At 67.3% G+C, this 15064-nt stretch carries 17 protein-coding genes; 10 read left to right on the top strand and 7 right to left on the bottom strand.

Annotation, left to right across the window (positions count from 1 at the left end; all coding sequences use genetic code 11):
- Positions 1 to 20: 20 nt before the first annotated feature.
- On the bottom strand, positions 21 to 1382 hold the full coding sequence (locus ACJH71_RS00335; RefSeq protein WP_406756066.1) for a PPE family protein, SVP subgroup: 1362 nt from the start codon (positions 1380 to 1382) through the stop codon (positions 21 to 23).
- Positions 1383 to 1700: 318 nt separating this feature from the next.
- Between ACJH71_RS00335 and ACJH71_RS00330 the strand changes: the two genes are divergently transcribed.
- The 8 genes from ACJH71_RS00330 to mnhG all read left to right on the top strand — a co-directional run bounded on the left by ACJH71_RS00330 (position 1701) and on the right by mnhG (position 9721).
- Positions 1701 to 2717 (top strand): histidine kinase, encoded by a 1017-nt coding sequence (locus ACJH71_RS00330; protein WP_406756065.1) that lies wholly within the window; start codon positions 1701 to 1703, stop codon positions 2715 to 2717.
- A complete protein-coding gene (locus tag ACJH71_RS00325) occupies positions 2717 to 3373 on the top strand; it encodes a response regulator transcription factor (RefSeq protein WP_024443568.1) in 657 nt (218 codons plus the stop codon). The genes ACJH71_RS00330 and ACJH71_RS00325 overlap by 1 nt, the downstream gene beginning before the upstream one ends.
- Before the next feature lie 263 nt (positions 3374 to 3636).
- Positions 3637 to 6534, top strand: coding sequence for a Na+/H+ antiporter subunit A (locus tag ACJH71_RS00320; RefSeq protein ID WP_406756064.1), 2898 nt, complete (start codon positions 3637 to 3639; stop codon positions 6532 to 6534).
- The gene (locus tag ACJH71_RS00315; protein ID WP_406756063.1) at positions 6531 to 6980 is read left to right on the top strand and encodes a Na(+)/H(+) antiporter subunit C; all 450 of its coding nucleotides are present in this window, start codon (positions 6531 to 6533) and stop codon (positions 6978 to 6980) included. Before ACJH71_RS00320 ends, ACJH71_RS00315 begins: the two co-directional genes overlap by 4 nt.
- Positions 6977 to 8575, top strand: a complete 1599-nt coding sequence (locus ACJH71_RS00310) for a Na+/H+ antiporter subunit D (protein WP_406756062.1) — start codon at positions 6977 to 6979, stop codon at positions 8573 to 8575. Before ACJH71_RS00315 ends, ACJH71_RS00310 begins: the two co-directional genes overlap by 4 nt.
- A complete protein-coding gene (locus tag ACJH71_RS00305; protein WP_406756061.1) occupies positions 8572 to 9099 on the top strand; it encodes a Na+/H+ antiporter subunit E in 528 nt (175 codons plus the stop codon). The genes ACJH71_RS00310 and ACJH71_RS00305 overlap by 4 nt, the downstream gene beginning before the upstream one ends.
- Complete coding sequence (locus ACJH71_RS00300; protein WP_406756060.1) at positions 9096 to 9377, top strand: monovalent cation/H+ antiporter complex subunit F; 282 nt, start codon at positions 9096 to 9098, stop codon at positions 9375 to 9377. Before ACJH71_RS00305 ends, ACJH71_RS00300 begins: the two co-directional genes overlap by 4 nt.
- Positions 9374 to 9721 (top strand): monovalent cation/H(+) antiporter subunit G, encoded by a 348-nt coding sequence (gene mnhG, locus ACJH71_RS00295; RefSeq protein ID WP_406756059.1) that lies wholly within the window; start codon positions 9374 to 9376, stop codon positions 9719 to 9721. The genes ACJH71_RS00300 and mnhG overlap by 4 nt, the downstream gene beginning before the upstream one ends.
- Here mnhG and ACJH71_RS00290 read toward each other — a convergent pair.
- The 5 genes from ACJH71_RS00290 to ACJH71_RS00270 form a co-directional block, all read right to left on the bottom strand.
- Entirely contained in the window at positions 9706 to 10323 is a 618-nt protein-coding gene (locus ACJH71_RS00290; protein ID WP_406756058.1) for a class I SAM-dependent methyltransferase, read from the bottom strand. The two genes, mnhG and ACJH71_RS00290, sit on opposite strands and share 16 nt — an antisense overlap.
- A gap of 21 nt (positions 10324 to 10344) precedes the next feature.
- Positions 10345 to 10851 carry an LpqN/LpqT family lipoprotein gene (locus tag ACJH71_RS00285; RefSeq protein WP_406756057.1) on the bottom strand — a complete coding sequence of 169 codons (507 nt, stop codon included), beginning with the start codon at positions 10849 to 10851 and terminating at the stop codon, positions 10345 to 10347.
- A gap of 19 nt (positions 10852 to 10870) precedes the next feature.
- Positions 10871 to 11041 (bottom strand): hypothetical protein, encoded by a 171-nt coding sequence (locus tag ACJH71_RS00280; RefSeq protein WP_192830995.1) that lies wholly within the window; start codon positions 11039 to 11041, stop codon positions 10871 to 10873.
- A gap of 151 nt (positions 11042 to 11192) precedes the next feature.
- A complete protein-coding gene (locus ACJH71_RS00275) occupies positions 11193 to 12584 on the bottom strand; it encodes a hypothetical protein (RefSeq protein WP_406756056.1) in 1392 nt (463 codons plus the stop codon).
- On the bottom strand, positions 12581 to 12892 hold the full coding sequence (locus ACJH71_RS00270; RefSeq protein WP_406756055.1) for a DUF2563 family protein: 312 nt from the start codon (positions 12890 to 12892) through the stop codon (positions 12581 to 12583). Before ACJH71_RS00270 ends, ACJH71_RS00275 begins: the two co-directional genes overlap by 4 nt.
- 178 nt (positions 12893 to 13070) lie before the next feature.
- Between ACJH71_RS00270 and ACJH71_RS00265 the strand changes: the two genes are divergently transcribed.
- Positions 13071 to 13427 carry a hypothetical protein gene (locus tag ACJH71_RS00265; protein ID WP_406756054.1) on the top strand — a complete coding sequence of 119 codons (357 nt, stop codon included), beginning with the start codon at positions 13071 to 13073 and terminating at the stop codon, positions 13425 to 13427.
- Positions 13428 to 13438: 11 nt separating this feature from the next.
- On the opposite strand, the gene ACJH71_RS00260 is transcribed toward ACJH71_RS00265, so the two are convergent.
- Positions 13439 to 14353 carry an oxygenase MpaB family protein gene (locus ACJH71_RS00260; RefSeq protein ID WP_406756053.1) on the bottom strand — a complete coding sequence of 305 codons (915 nt, stop codon included), beginning with the start codon at positions 14351 to 14353 and terminating at the stop codon, positions 13439 to 13441.
- Between the two features lie 68 nt (positions 14354 to 14421).
- Between ACJH71_RS00260 and ACJH71_RS00255 the strand changes: the two genes are divergently transcribed.
- Positions 14422 to 15057: a TetR/AcrR family transcriptional regulator gene (locus tag ACJH71_RS00255; RefSeq protein ID WP_406756052.1), complete on the top strand. Its 636-nt coding sequence runs from the start codon at positions 14422 to 14424 to the stop codon at positions 15055 to 15057.
- Positions 15058 to 15064 lie beyond the last annotated feature (7 nt).

The following is a 15064-nucleotide window of genomic DNA, read 5'->3' as shown; positions in this document are numbered from 1 at the left end:
TGGTGCGCGGCCCTAGGGGGTCACCGGGACAGCAGCCGGCGCTTTTGGGCGGCGAACTCCTCGCCGGTCAGATAGCCGGCGTCGTGCAGTTCGCCGAGTTCGCGGATCCCGGCCGCCAACTCCACCACCGAGCTCAGCGGAGCATGCGCCACCGCCACCGCTGTCTGCTCGGCCGAATCCGAGGACGGCTTGCCGCCCCCCGTGGATGCGGCGGCCACAGTCGCCTTCCCGGAATCCGAGCGGCGCTGGTTCAGGGCGCCGGCCAACGCACTGCCGCCCATACCGGCCAGAGCCATCTGGCCGAATGCGGTGCCCAGCCCAGCCGCCGACGTGGGGGCGGCGCCCAGCGGCGTCGAGAAGCTGGCATGGCGGATCTCGGGGGCCAGCTCGGCCCAACTGATCGGCGTCGAAAGCGCCCCGAGCGGAAACCCCTCGCCCCTGGACGCCACCACCGGGACGTGCGGGATGCGCAGCGTATCCGTGCCCGGCAGTTCCGCGACTCCACCCAACTGGCCCAACGCCTCCAAGATGCTGCGCTGGCCGCCGCGCAGGATGTCCTGCGTGTCGAAGATCTCTTGGGAGTCCTGCTCCGCGAAATGCATTGCCGCGCCGGCGAGGAAGACACCGAGGATCGACATCGGCAGGGCGATCCCAAGGGCCGTCTCGTCGGCGATGACGCCCATCCAGTCGAAGAATCCAGAAGGGATGTCGCTCGGCAATGCCATGCCGGGCAACCCCGGCGCGGCCTCCGCCGAGCCGGGCCCGGCCAGTGTGGAGGCCAGCCGCGACGACACCGTCTGCGCGAGGTTGGCGGCGGGATTGGCCTGAGCGCCGGTCTGGCCGACTGGTCCGGCCGGGTTACTGGTCTGCGGCGGCGGCGCGAACGGCTCCAGTTCCCTGGCGGTCGTCGACAGGGCCGAGTAGCTGTACATCGCGGTGGCGTCCTGCGCCCACATTTCGCCGTACTGGGCTTCGGTGGCCGCGATCGCCGCGGCATTCTGGCCCAGCAGATTGGTGGCCAGCAACGTCAGCAACTGAGCGCGGTTGGCCGCGATGATCGACGGAGGAACCGTCAGGGCGAACGCGGCCTCGTAGGCGGCCACCGCCGCTTTGGCTTGTAGGGCAGTCTGTTCCGCCTGTCCGGCGGTGGTGTTCAACCACGCCACGAAGGGGGTGGCCGCGGCCGTCATCGCCGCCGACGAGGGGCCCGACCATGCCCCGCTGGTCAATTCGGCAACCACGGACTCGTAACCTGCTGCCGCCGTATGCAGTTCAGTCGCCAGTCCGCTCCAGGCAGTCGCAGCGGCCAGCATCGGCCCCGAGCCGGCGCCGAGGTACATGAGGCCGGAGTTGACTTCCGGCGGCAACGCCGCGAAGTTCATTGCCCGTGCGCGCCTGTAGCGGCGTTCGCCCGCGTAGCGGGACGCCGCGCTCGGGAACAGCGGTCCATTGCAGTTGCATCCCTCCGGTCACGGGTCGGTGGTGGTGTGATCCGTCGATCTAACTCGCCCGGCGCTCCACAGGGGGCTCGACACTCCGGGGCGGCAAACACCTCGACCATGGCGTCAAGGCCGACGATGCGCTGGGCGTACCACCATTCTCCGAGCCCGAACCGGTGACTCGCCATGGTGTTTGACACCCAATCGCGCGCTGCGGTGACCCGTATGGACATTGTGTGTCGCGCAGACCAGGGTGGTGGTATGAGCCGTTGGACTGGGCTCGTCGACCGATTTCGGCGGCGGGCGAGCGCGCCCGCGCGGGGGTTTATTCGGCGTGTCGTCCTGATCAACGGTTTGGTCTTCACCTTCGGCACCCTGGTGCTGGCCATGTCGCCCGCCACCGTTTCGGGGCCCGTCCGATTGACCGAGATCCCGGTGCTGGTCATCGGGCTGGCAGTCGTGGTGGGGGCCAACGCGTTGCTGTTGCGGTCAAGCTTGGCCCCGTTGGACCGTCTCGCCGCGTCCATGCGGCGGGTGGATCTGCTCCGGCACACCGACCGGGTGGACGACACCGGCGACGCCGATCTGCACCATCTCATGGCGTCGTTCAACGCCATGCTGGACCGGCTGGAAACCGAACGAGCCTCCTCGAGTGCTTTGGTGCTGGCCGCGCAGGAGAACGAGCGGCAGCGGATCGCCCGCGAGTTGCACGATGAGATCGGCCAGACCCTCACCGTTGCCCTGCTCACCCTCAAACGAGCTGTCGACGCGGCGCCGGACGGAATACGCGGTGACCTCGCGGACGCGCAGGAGATCGTGCGGGCCAGTCTCGACGAAGTGCGCGACATTGCGCGACGGCTGCGCCCGGATGCCTTGGAAGACCTCGGCCTACAGAGCGCACTGCAGGCGCTGTGCAACCAGTTCACCCAGGCGAGCGGTATTGACGTCGTCAAAGACATTGGTCCGCAAGCAGAACGGTTGAATCCCAACGTGGAGTTGGTGTGCTACCGCATCGTGCAGGAGAGCTTGACCAATATCGCCCGGCACTCCGGTGCGCAGAAAGTGTGGCTGGATTTGCACGTCGATGCAGCGGGGGAGCTGACCCTGCGGATCTCCGATGACGGCACGGGCGGGATGAGCGCAGAAGGTGCGGGCATCACCGGAATGCGCGAGCGCGCACTGCTGGTGCACGGCACCCTGACCATCACCTCGTCGGCCGACCAAGGTACCGAGATCCGGCTGGTGGTGCCGGCCCGACCGGGGGTGGGACGGTCATGATGCCGACCCAGCCGGCACGCATCCTGCTGGCCGACGATCACGCCCTGATGCGCAGTGGGCTGCGGATGATCCTGGACGCCGAGCCCGACCTGTCCGTCGTCGCCGAGGCCGCCGACGGGGCCGAGGCGCTCGCAGTGTTGCAGGAAACCCCTGTCGACCTGGCCATTCTGGATATTGCGATGCCGCGGATGACGGGATTGCAGGCCGCCCGCGAGATCAACCGCAACCATCCCCACGTGCGGGTGCTGATGCTGTCGATGCACGACAACGAGCAGTATTTCTTCGAAGCTCTCAAGGCCGGCGCGTCGGGCTACGTCTTGAAGTCGGTAGCCGACCGCGACCTGCTCGAGGCCTGCCGGGCGACGATTCGCGGTGAGCCGTTTCTCTACGCCGGGGCGGTGACCGCGCTGATTCGGGACTACCTGCATCGGGCGCGGCACGGCAATACGCTGCCCGAAACCATCCTCACGCCGCGTGAAGAGGAAGTCCTCAAGTTGATCGCCGAGGGCTTCTCGGCCCGGGAGATCGCCAAGACCCTCGGCATCAGCGCCAAAACAGTCGACCGGCACCGGACCAACACCCTGCAGAAGTTGGGCCTGCGTGACCGCCTGGCGCTCACCCGGTACGCAATCAGGACCGGGCTGATCGAGCCGTAGCGGCGTTCGCAAGCGCGGCGGAGCCGGGCGCAGCGGGACGCCGCTTCCGAGCCGTAGCGGCGTTCGCAAGCGCAGCCGTAATGGGTGTTTAACCCCCCGCCGAATGGGGGTTGTATTCCATGGCGCGAGGCCGCTGCACCACACAGACTGGTTTTAGTGGTGGTGGGAGATGGGTGCGGACGTGCTCTGGGCGCGTCCGCGGTCTCCTCACGATTAGCCACGACTGAACGCATCGACTTAAACGAAACGGCCCGTGGAGCGTGATGCTGGCGATACTGCTTGCCCATGTTGTTGGCACAGCTGCTGCACCGGCGTTGGTGCGCAGGTGGGGCAGGACGGCCTTCTATCCGCTGGGATTGATCCCGCTGGTATCGCTGGGTTGGGTGGTGGCGAACTGGCCGGCCGGTCCGGCTGACGACCACCGCGTCACGGTGCCCTGGGTGCCTGGACTGTCGATGGACATCGCGTTGCGGTTCGATTCGCTGAGCGCGATCATGTGCGTGCTGGCGCTGGGGATCGGCGCCTTGGTCTTGTTCTACTGCGCCGCATACTTCCGCCCCGTCGGGTCGCAGACCGACACCGATCCGCGGCTGCCCAGCTTCGCCGCCAAGATGGTCGGTTTCGCCGGAGCGATGTTCGGGCTGATGGTCGCCGACAACGCGTTGGTGCTCTACGTGTTCTGGGAAATGACGACGGTGTTGTCGTTCCTGCTGATCGGCCACTACGCCGAACGCGCCATCAATCGCCGGGCAGCCACCCAGGCATTGCTGGTGACCACCGCCGGCGGGCTGGCCATGCTGGTCGGCATCATCATGGTGGGCAACGCCGCCGGGACCTACCTGCTCTCGGAGCTGGTGGCGCATCCGCCGTCGGGGACCGTCGTCACTGTCGGGGTGCTGTTGATCCTGGTCGGTGCGCTCAGCAAGTCGGCGATCGTGCCGCTGCACTTCTGGCTGCCCGGCGCCATGGCGGCACCGACACCGGTCAGTGCCTACCTGCATGCCGCGGCGATGGTCAAGGCCGGGATCTACCTGGTGGCCAGGCTGGCGCCGGGGTTCGCCGATTCGCCTGGCTGGCGGCCGACGCTGATGATTCTCGGACTGGCCACCGCACTGTTGGCGGGATGGCGGGCCGTGCGCGAGTACGACCTCAAGCTGCTGCTGGCCTACAGCACCGTCAGCCAACTGGGGCTGATGATCGTGTTGGTCGGAGCCGGCACCGGTGATCTCATGCTGGCCGGGTTGACTGCCATGTGCGCGCACGCGGCGGCCAAGGCGACGCTGTTCATGGTGGTGGGGATCATCGACCATGCCACCGGCACCCGCGATCTGCGCGAACTGGCCGGATTGGGACGCCGTGCCCCGGGGCTGTTCGTGGTCGCTGCCGCTGCCGCCGCCAGCATGGCCGGGGTGCCGCCGTTCGTGGGCTTCATCGCCAAGGAGACCATCTTCGGGACCGAGGCACAGTCCCCGGTCCTGGGTTCTGCCGGTCCGTACGTGCTGGCCGCCGGGGTGCTCGCCTCGATGTTCACCGTGATCTACAGCGTGCGGTTCGTGTGGGGCGGCTTCTCCAGCAAGGGCCGGGTCGCGCCGAGTGCTCCTGTGGCCGGGCTGCACCGACCGGAAGTGTCCTTCCTGGCACCTCCGGCCGTGCTGGCCGCCGCCAGCCTGGCCTTGGGGTTGTGTGCGCTCACCCTCGACACCGTGTTGCGCAGCTACGCCGACACCATGCCCGGCGGAACCGGCTATCACCTGGCGCTGTGGCACGGCGTGGGTCTGCCGGTGATGCTGTCGGCGCTGGTGCTGGTGGTCGGCACCGGTATCTTCGCCGCCCGCGGACCACTGCAGCTCACCCGGTTGCGGCGGCTACCGCTGGGCAAGGCCGACCGCATCTATGACGAAGTGCTTCGGCTGCTCGATGTGGCAGCGGTCCGGCTGACCGGTGTCACTCAGCGCGGCTCCCTGCCGCTCAACCAGGGGATGATCTTCGCGACGCTGGTGGTGCTCCCGCTGACGGCGCTGGCGTTGGGTGCGCGCAACCACGTCGAGCTGCACCTGTGGGATACGCCGCTGCAGTTGACGGTCGCGGTGCTGGTGGTCGCCGGCGGGATCGGCGCGACGATGGCTCGTAACCGGCTGTCCGCGGTGTTGATGGTCGGCGTGACCGGTTACGGGTGCGCGGCGGCATTCGCCTTCCACGGCGCGCCCGACTTGGCGCTGACCCAGCTGCTGGTCGAGACCGTGACCCTGGTGATCTTCGTGCTGGTGTTGCGCACTCTGCCGGCGGAGGCCGAGCGACCCACCATGGCGCTGAACAGGCTGCCGCGGATAGTGCTGGCCGCAGGGGTGGGTATCAGCGTCGCGGTGCTGGCGGCCTTCGCGATGGCGGCGCGCGCCAGCGACGGCGTGGCCGAGGCGTTGCCCGAGGCGGCCTATGTCCGCGGCCACGGCGCCAACACCGTCAACGTGCTGCTGGTCGATATCCGGGCCTGGGACACCCTCGGCGAGATCTCGGTGCTGCTGGTCGCCGCGACCGGGGTGGCCTCGATGGTGTTCCGCAACCGCCGGTTCGGTCGGGCCCCACGGATCGCCGACGCCGGCGCCGGGCGCAAGAACCGGGGCATCGCCACCCCGTACAGCCCGGCAATCGGGTCCACCACCTGGCTGCGGGGCAGCGCGTACCACGATCCCAATGAGCGGTCGCTGGTGCTGGAGGTCGCGACCCGGATCATCTTCCCGCTGATCATGGTGGTCTCGATCTACTTCCTGTTCGCCGGGCACAACTATCCGGGCGGCGGCTTCGCCGGCGGTCTGGCCGCCGGACTCGGGCTGGCGTTGCGCTATCTGGCCGGCGGACGATACGAGCTCGGCGAGACGCTGCCCCTGGACTCCAGCAAGATCCTGGGCGTCGGGCTGGCCCTGGTGGGCGGGACCGCGTTGGGGTCGTTGTTCCTGGGGGCGCCGGTGCTGTCCTCGGCGGTGCTGAGCTTCACGCTTCCGGTGGTGGGGCACGTCGACGTGGTGACGTCGTTGTTCTTCGATCTGGGCGTGTACCTGGTGGTGGTCGGCATGGTGCTTGATGTGCTGCGCAGCCTGGGGGTGCGATTGGACCAGGAGCTTGAATCGCAGTCCGCTGCCCGACCGATGGCAGGAGTGTCATGACCGCCCATCTGGTTCCCTTGCTGATGGCCGCCGGGCTCAGCTCGTGCGGGGTCTACATGTTGCTGGAACGCAGCCTGACCCGAATGTTGTTGGGCCTGATGATGATCGGCAACGCCATCAATCTGCTGATCATCGATGTCGGCGGACCTGACGGGAATCCGCCGATCCTTTGGGCCAGCTCCGGCAAGGAAACCGACGCCGACCCGCTGGCTCAGGCCATGGTGTTGACCTCCATCGTCATCACCATGGGCGTGGGCGCCTTCGTGCTTGCCCTGACCTACCGCTCCTACAACCTGACGACCACCGATGACATCGGCGACGACCAGGAAGCGACCCGCGTCTCGCAGCTGTCCGACGAAGAGGTCATCGCCGCAGAACAAGAACAGGGCGTGCCGGTGGCGGCCGGTGATCTCGACGCCGTTCCCGAAAGCGAGGTGTCACGGTGAGTCTTGCCGCCGTCTTGATGCCGCTGCCGGTGTTGCTGCCCACGCTGGGCGCGGCGGTGACGCTGATCGTCGGCCGTCGTCCCCGGCTGCAGCGGCCGATCACCATCGGAGTGCTGTGCGCGGTAGCCGCGGTCAGCGCGGTGCTGCTGTACCTGACCGACCGCAACGGCACGCTGGTGCTGCATGTCGGAGGTTGGGGGCCGACCGAGCAGGGGCTGGGGCCGCTGGGTATCAGCCTGGTCGTCGATCGATTGTCTGCGCTGATGCTGGTGGTGTCGGCGGTCGTGCTGCTGGCGGTCATGGTCTACGCCATCGGGCAGGGCGTGCGCGACGGCGACGACCGCCAGCCGGTGTCGATCTTCCTGCCCACCTACCTGACCCTGGCCACCGGCGTCTCCCTGGCGTTTCTGGCGGGCGACCTGTTCAACCTGTTCGTCGGGTTCGAGATGCTGCTGTCGGCCAGCTTCGTATTGCTGACCATCGGCGCCAGTGCCGAACGCATCCGCGCCGGCATCGGCTACGTGATGGTCTCGATGGCCTCGTCGTTGGTCTTCCTGTTCGGCATCGCCCTGGTCTACGCCTCCACCGGCACACTGAACCTCGCCGAGTTGGCGACGCGGACCGGCGACCTGCCCGGCGGCATCCGCAGTGCCGTGTTCGCGGTGTTGCTGGTGGCGTTCGGCATCAAGGCCGCGGTGTTCCCCCTGTCGGCGTGGCTGCCCGACGCCTATCCCACCGCGCCCGCCCCGATCACCGCGGTGTTCGCCGGGATTCTGACCAAAGTCGGTGTGTACGCGATCATCCGGGCGCACTCACTGCTGTTCCCGGACGGCGGACTGGACTCGGTGCTGCTGGTCGCGGCGCTGTTGACCATGCTGATCGGAATCTTCGGTGCGATAGCGCAGAGCGACATCAAGCGGGTGTTGTCATTCACGCTGGTCAGCCATATCGGCTTCATGATGTTCGGGGTCGCGTTGTCGAGCCAGCAGGGCATGGCCGGCGCCATCTTCTACGTGATGCACCACATCATCGTGATGACCACGCTGTTCTTGGCGGCGGGACTGATCGAACGCCAGGGCGGCGCCTCGTCGCTGCAGCGGCTGGGTGGCCTGATCGCCAACCCGTTGTTGGCGTTCGTTTTCCTGGTTCCGGCCTTCAATCTCGGTGGTATTCCGCCCTTTTCCGGCTTCATCGGTAAGACCGCCGTACTGCAGGCCGGCGTGGGTGACGGATCGGTGCTGGCCTGGTGCCTGGTGGGCGGGGCGGTCGTGACGAGTCTGCTGACGTTGTACGTGCTGGCGCGGGTGTGGACCATGGCGTTCTGGCGCCGCCGGGTGGACGCCCCCGAGGGGGAGCTGGTACTCGCCGCTCCGCCGGTGCTGCTCGACGACGTCGGTGACATTGCATACGACGACCGCGATGATGTCGGAAAGATGCCGACGTGGATGGTGGTTCCAACACTCGCACTCATCGGACTGGGCCTGTCGCTGAGCGTGCTGGCCGGACCGATCTTCGCCTACACCCAGCGGGCCGCGGCGGAGGTTCTCGACCGGGGCGAATACATCTCGACCGTGTTGTCGGTGGGTACACCATGAGGTCCCTCGCGCTGCGCGTCTTCGCGGTGACCGCGCTGGCAACAGTGTGGGTGCTGTTGTGGGGCCGCTTCACGATCCCCAACATCGCCACCGGGATCGTGGTCGCGATCGTGATCCTGGTCTTGCTGCCCATGCCGCCCGTGCCGGTGCAGGGCCGGGTGCACCTGGTGCCGCTGATGAAGCTGTTGGGACTGTTCACCTGGTACCTGATGGAGTCCAGCATTCAGCTGATGTGGCTGGCGATCCGGCCCGGACCGCCGCCGCGCACCGGGGTGCTACGGGTGCCGCTGACCATCAAGTCCGACCTGGTTTTGGTGCTTGCCGCCAACATCACCACGTTGATTCCCGGATCGATGGTGCTCGAGATCGATCAGGTGCGCCGCATCCTGTATTGCCATGTGATCGATGTCGGGTCTGCGCCGGCGGTGGAACGTTTCTTTCAGCAAGTCGCGCAGGTGGAGCGACTGTTGATCGCCGCCTTCGAGCGCGACGACGAATGGCTGCCGGCGGGAGCAAGCGCATGAACGTGATCTGGGCGACCGCGGGCGTGCTGTTGGGCATCGCCGCGGTCATCACCATGTATCGGTTGCTGGCCGGACCCAGCACCTTGGACCGGCTGGTGGCACTGGACACGCTGGCCGCGATGACCATGTGCGGTATCGGGATCTGGGCCGCGGTCAGCCGGGACACCACCGTGACCTACAGCCTCGCGGCACTGGCGTTGGTCGGCTTCATCGGCTCGGTGAGTGTGGCGCGTTTCCGGGTGCCCGACGACGCACCTGATCTGGGGAGGCAGCCGTGATCCTGCTCGACGTGTTCGCCGGCGTGCTGGTGCTCGCCGGGTCGGTGCTGGCGCTGACCGCGGCGATAGGCGTGGTGCGGTTCCCCGATACCTTGGCCCGGATGCACTCGGCCACCAAACCGCAGGTATTGGGCCTGTTGCTGGTGCTGTTCGGCGCGTTGATCCGGCTACGCGGCAGCCACGACGCGGGAATGGTGACCGTGAGCATCCTGTTCACCCTGATCACCGCGCCGGTGGTCGCGCACCGGGTGGGTCGGCTGGCCTATCAGGAGCAGGACATGACCGAGGTGCTGACCGTTGATCAGCTCGGCGAGCTGACCGAGGAGGATCAGCTGCCGCTGTGATCGGGCCGTAGCACCGCGACCAGGAAATCGGAGTCCGCGGTGAAGGGCCGCAGGTCCCAGGTGGCCAGCAGTAGATCGGTCGCAAAACCGGCGGCCGACGCATCACGCAGGAACTGATCGAAGTCGTAGTCCCGGTCGGCGCCGAAGCCGATCACGGTCCGGCCGTCGTCGGCGCAGTGAGCGCGCAACCGGCGCAGGATCTCCGCGCGCGTGCTCGGGGCCACGAATGCCATGACGTTGCCCGCCGACACGATGATGTCGAACGGTTCGGAGATGCCGCGGGCGGGCAGGTCGAGTTCGGCGAGGTCGCCCACCAGATAGCGCGGTCCGGGATAGTCCTGCTCGGCGGCCTCGATGAGCGCCGGGTCGACGTCGACACCGACCACGTCGTGACCGCACGTGGCCAGGACGCCCGCGACCCGGCCCGGGCCGCAGCCGGCGTCGAGGATCCGGGCGCCACGGGAAGCCATCGCGTCGATGAAGCGCGCTTCGCCGGCCAGATCCTTACCGGCGCGGGCCATCTCGCGGAAGCGTTCGATATACCACTGCGAATGCCCGGGATCGGCGGCGACTTTCTGCATCCAGAGGCTCTGCTCGACCATGAGTGCATTCTTCCAGGGGCGTCACGGGGTGGGCAGGCGGACGTCGATCGACTCCAGCAGTGCCTGTTTGGCGGCGATGTAGTGCGGGTTGTCGGCGTCGGTGGTCTGCAGGGTGACCGTGATCGCCCAGATCCTGGCCTTGGTGTTCTGCACCGCGATGAGCAGGCCGGTCGTGGGTCGGCCCTGCAGGTTGTAGGTGATCGTCCTGCTGGGAAAGCCCGACACCGTGCCTGCGATGTCGGTGTCGAGGTCACCGACGAGGTCGATGACCGCGGCGCGCTCCTTGGCCAGGGCCTGCGATGGGAGTCCCACCTGGCCGGTGAGCTCTTCGCACGTCACCACCGCGTTGGGCGTGAAGCCGTGCCGCCGCAGCTCCTGGTTGAACAGAATGCCGCGGATCGACGTCTCGTCTTTGCCCGGCATGAACCCCCAACCCGGCGGATGGGGGAGGGTGATCGTCGGTTCGTCGGGCGTGCGGGGATCGAGTTGGATGGGTCCCTCGCTGGCTGGCTGACTTTCGGGTTCCACGTCAAGTCCTTTCGGTGCGTCAAGAACGAGAACCAGGCCATCGCCCGATCGGCCAGCGTTTGCGGACGTAGGCGGCGCCGAAGCCGAGGTAGGAGAAGAACGCTGCTCCGATGGCCGCGCTGATCAGGTCTGACGTCTCGGGGTTCTTCACGGCGCTGTAGAGCGCGACAGCGAATAACGTTGTACACACCAGAGGGCCGATGAGCCAAAACAGCCACTTCGACTTCGCGTCCTTACGGGGGTCCACCGGGACTGCGATAAGAAACATCACCGCCCCGGCGGCAAAGATGATGCGCTCTGCGTTATTGATGGTGATCGATCTCCCTTACCTATGGGCCAGCTCAGCCGAAGAGGCTACGCCAAACACTGTGGGACACATCCGAAATCTCTTCGCCCATCTTCTTTCCGATCTCGCTGCCGATCACGCCGCCGACCACCGCTCCGACGCCGGCGCCGATCACGGTTCCGGCCCCCGGGGCGATCATGGTCCCGATCCAGGCCCCCGCTTCGGCCCCAGTGGTGGCGCCGACCAAGCCACCGCCGATATCACCCGCGGTTTTGGCGCCGACGTCGACCAGAGTGGTGCTCAGGGCGGCACCGTTGCTCACGTCGTTTGCGCCTTCGATGATCCCGTTCACACCGGTGACGAAGTTTCCGGCCAAACCCAGACGTTTGCCGAACCTCTCGACGGTCTCCAACGCAGTACCCATGGGGACGCCGCCCGGAATTGCGGCGCTCGGCGATCCGCCCGGGACGAACTTCCCAACGTTGGCGGGTACGTTCGCTCGTTCACCGGCCGCGGCCAGGCCGTCGCCGACGTTGCCCCATTTGCCGTTGATCTGGGTGGGTGGGGTGGGCGGCGGTAGTGACCCGGGGACCATCACGGGCGTGCCCGGTGGCACCCACGGCGGGGTGGCTCCGGCGCCGCCGTCGCCGGCCTTGCCGTCCGGCGTTCCGGGAGCTTGGCCGTTGGCGCCGCCAGTGCCACCGGCGCCGCCATCGGCTCCCGTCGGGGTACCGCCTGCCGGCGGTGTCTGCCCGGCACCGCCGTTGGGTGTGCCGTTGGTGGGGCTGGCGGCCCCCGGAGTGCCGTTGCCGGCAGTGGGCTCGCCCTCGGCGTCGAACTTGCGTACCACGACGTCTGGGTCGTAGCCGTCCTTGACCCGCAGGTTGGTCAGGGCCTGCTTCAGTGTCTTGGAGTAGTCGTTGCGGATAAACGTCTCGTTGTGCAGGGCCGTCTCGGTGTCGGCCTTGGCGGCCCGACGAACCTCCTCGATGTCGGCGTCGCGATCCAGGCCCTGGCTCTCCAGGTCGAGGTAGTGCCCGATCAGATAGTCGGCGGTCCCCAAGTTCTCATTGAGTGACTTGATGTTGCCCCGCGAGGTTCCGCGGGCCTGAGCCAGGGCGGCAGCGATGGTCTCCAGGTCGGCGGCGATCTGACCGAGCTGTTCATTGGTGGCGTGCAGGCTGTCTTTGACGCGCTGGACTTCGGCGCCGTTGTTGATGGGTTGCTCGCCGTTTTCACGGTTGAACTGCGTGAAGTGCTCTTGGGCGGTGCGGAAGGACTCTTCGGCGGCGGTGGCCGAGCCGGCGGCGGAGTGGAACGCCTGGGCCAGGAAGTTGATCTGGGTGGGGCTGCCGGCCTGCAGACTGTCATCGATCGCCCACGGATCACCGCCGGCCTGCGCGATGAGATCGTCGACGTGCAGGTGCTGCAGGGTGGGACGACTCACTGCCGGGGGCCGGCGACGTCTCGCAACAGTTTGGCGTTGTGGTCGTCCATCTGGGTGAAGCCCGCGGCCGCCGTGCGCACGTTCTCGGCGATGCCGGTGAGGTTCTGGTGGTGGCCCTGCAGGGCGTCGCGATGACTGTCCTTGGCGCTGCCCAGCGCGGCGTGAAAACCGTCTGCGTCGTCGAAGTCGCCGAACATCTTGGACGTCACGCCGGCCACGTCGAGGCGCTGAGCACCGTCATTGGCGTGCCCGCCGGCGTCGTCGGACACGTTTGCTCCGGTGCGCAACACATGGGGGTTGACGTGCATCGCCGGTCACCTTCCGTCCGCTTGTGTCGAGGTCAAAGCCTACCGACGGGCGCGCAACCGTCAATTCACCCGCGGCAGATTGGGCGCAGACGCAAGGGAAAACCCTGTTTCGTCACCGGGTCGGCGAATCCTAGATTCGGCCCAGAGCGGAAGGTCGGGAGGGGAAGGAGCGGCCGCCGTGGGCCCGAGAAGTCTTGTCGCTGCTGCGGCCCTGGTCGGCGCCGCGGTCGAGGTGGTCAGCCCGAGCGGGCCGGGACCGCTGTCGGGTGCCTACACCATGACCATCACCGATGGCGCCGGAATCGTCCGCGCCGGATCGGCCTACCCGTGGTTCTTGGCGCCGTGCGGCACGGGCTGTCTCAACGTTCGCGACACCGCCATCGGCTGGGACAAGGATGCCCACCTCGAGGGCAACAGATGGGTATGGACCGTCAACGATGGGAAATTGACCCATTCCTTCGATCAGAAGACCCTGGCCGGGAAGCTGGCCGGCTCGTCAGCCACCATCTGGTGGGTGTTGACCAAGAACGCCTGAAGGCGGCGGGGTCACACCAGCGGGCGACCCGTGCGGATACGACGGTCGAGGTCCCACAGGATCAAGTTGAACGGGAAGCCGCGCAAGAACTGCGGCAGCACGTTGTTGACTGCGCGGAGCACGCCCATCAGCCGGTCGAACCGACGTTGCTTGTCGGGGCCCCACGGCAGCTGCATCTCGTCGCGGAAGCGCTGCGGAAGGAAGCCGGTGGTGATCAGCGTCGCGATCCGCTCGTTCGTCCGCTGCAACGGGCCGGGCAGGGTCAGGCCCCGCAGCCGGCTCGCCGCGATCGGCTCCAGGTATTCGCGGACGGCGTCATCGATGTGGACCTTGTCCAGCTGGTCCTGCCAGTACCGGTCGAAAGCGGCCCGGTCGGCCGGCCACATGTCCTCGGGCACCTGCAGCATGGTGGCCATCGCCTTGCCCTCATTGTGGTAGTGCCGGTCGGCGTGCTCGTCGTCCATCTCCCCGAGGAAGATGCGGTGGATGTCGACGTTGCCCTTGTACAGGCAGGCTCCCACCCAGAGCTGCAGGTCACGGTCGAATGCGTTGTACTTCACCGGGCTGTCGGCCGTGGAACGAACCTGACGGTGGGCACTGTTGACCGCCTCGCGGAACGCGGCCTTCTGCTCGTCGCTGCCCTGGGTGGAGACCACCAGGTAGGTGAACGTGGTACGAGCCCGTTTGATCGGATGCCGGTCAACCCGGCCGCTTTCGACCTTGCTCTCCATCACGCCGTAGCCCACTCCGGGCCGCGCCAGTTGCATGATCACGTTGGCTGGTCCGGCCAACAAGGCGACGCCCATCATCATGTTGTCGTCGCAGGTGACCTGCGGCAGCCAGGAACGCTTGCGCGGCGCGGGGTGCGCGCTCAGCGAGTCGTTCACCGAACGCTCCACCAGGGGAACGGGCTCGCTGATTGTCATGACTGCACCTCGCTGATTGTGAGAACGTCGGTTTCCCGATATTGCCCAGCTGTGGGCCCGGTGTCAAGATGGTGAACGTGGTCTCCGCCGTGCCCGAGCGTCCTTACCGGGGTGTGCAAGCAGCCGATCGGCTGGCTGAGCGCCGGGAACGCCTGTTGACGGCCGGGCTCGACGTGCTGGGTGCCCGCGATTTGATCGAGCTGACGGTGCGAGGGATCTGCCACCGGGCCGGCGTGGCGTCGCGGTATTTCTACGAGAGCTTCGCCGACAAGGACGAGTTCGTGGTCGCGGTTTTCGACCGGGTGGTCGGCGACCTGGCGGCCAGCACCCAAGCCGCCGTTGCCGCGGTGCCCTCTGCCGAGCAGACCCGAGCCGGGATGGCCCACCTGGTGTCTGCCATCGCCGGGGACCTCCGCGTCGGCCGGATGCTGTTCAGCACCCAGCTGACCAACGCGCTGCTGGTGCGTAAGCGAGCCGAATCCAGTGCGCTGTTCGCGATGTTGTCCGGCCGCCACATGCAGAACGTCTTGCGGGTGCCGGGCAACGACCGGATCAAGGCGGTCGCGCATTTCGTGGTCGGCGGGGTGGCCCAGACCATCAGCGCCTGGCTGGCTGGTGACGTACACCTGGCGCCGGATCAGTTGGTGGACCAGTTGACCGCGCTGTTGGGCCAACTCGACGACCCGGCCCTGTTCCGCGGCTAGGTCGATG

The sequence above is a fragment of the Mycobacterium sp. SMC-15 genome, assembly GCF_045310925.1.
In the GTDB taxonomy this organism is placed as follows: domain Bacteria; phylum Actinomycetota; class Actinomycetes; order Mycobacteriales; family Mycobacteriaceae; genus Mycobacterium.
Note: the sequence above shows the minus strand (reverse complement) of the source record. Positions and strands in the feature narration are given on the sequence as shown.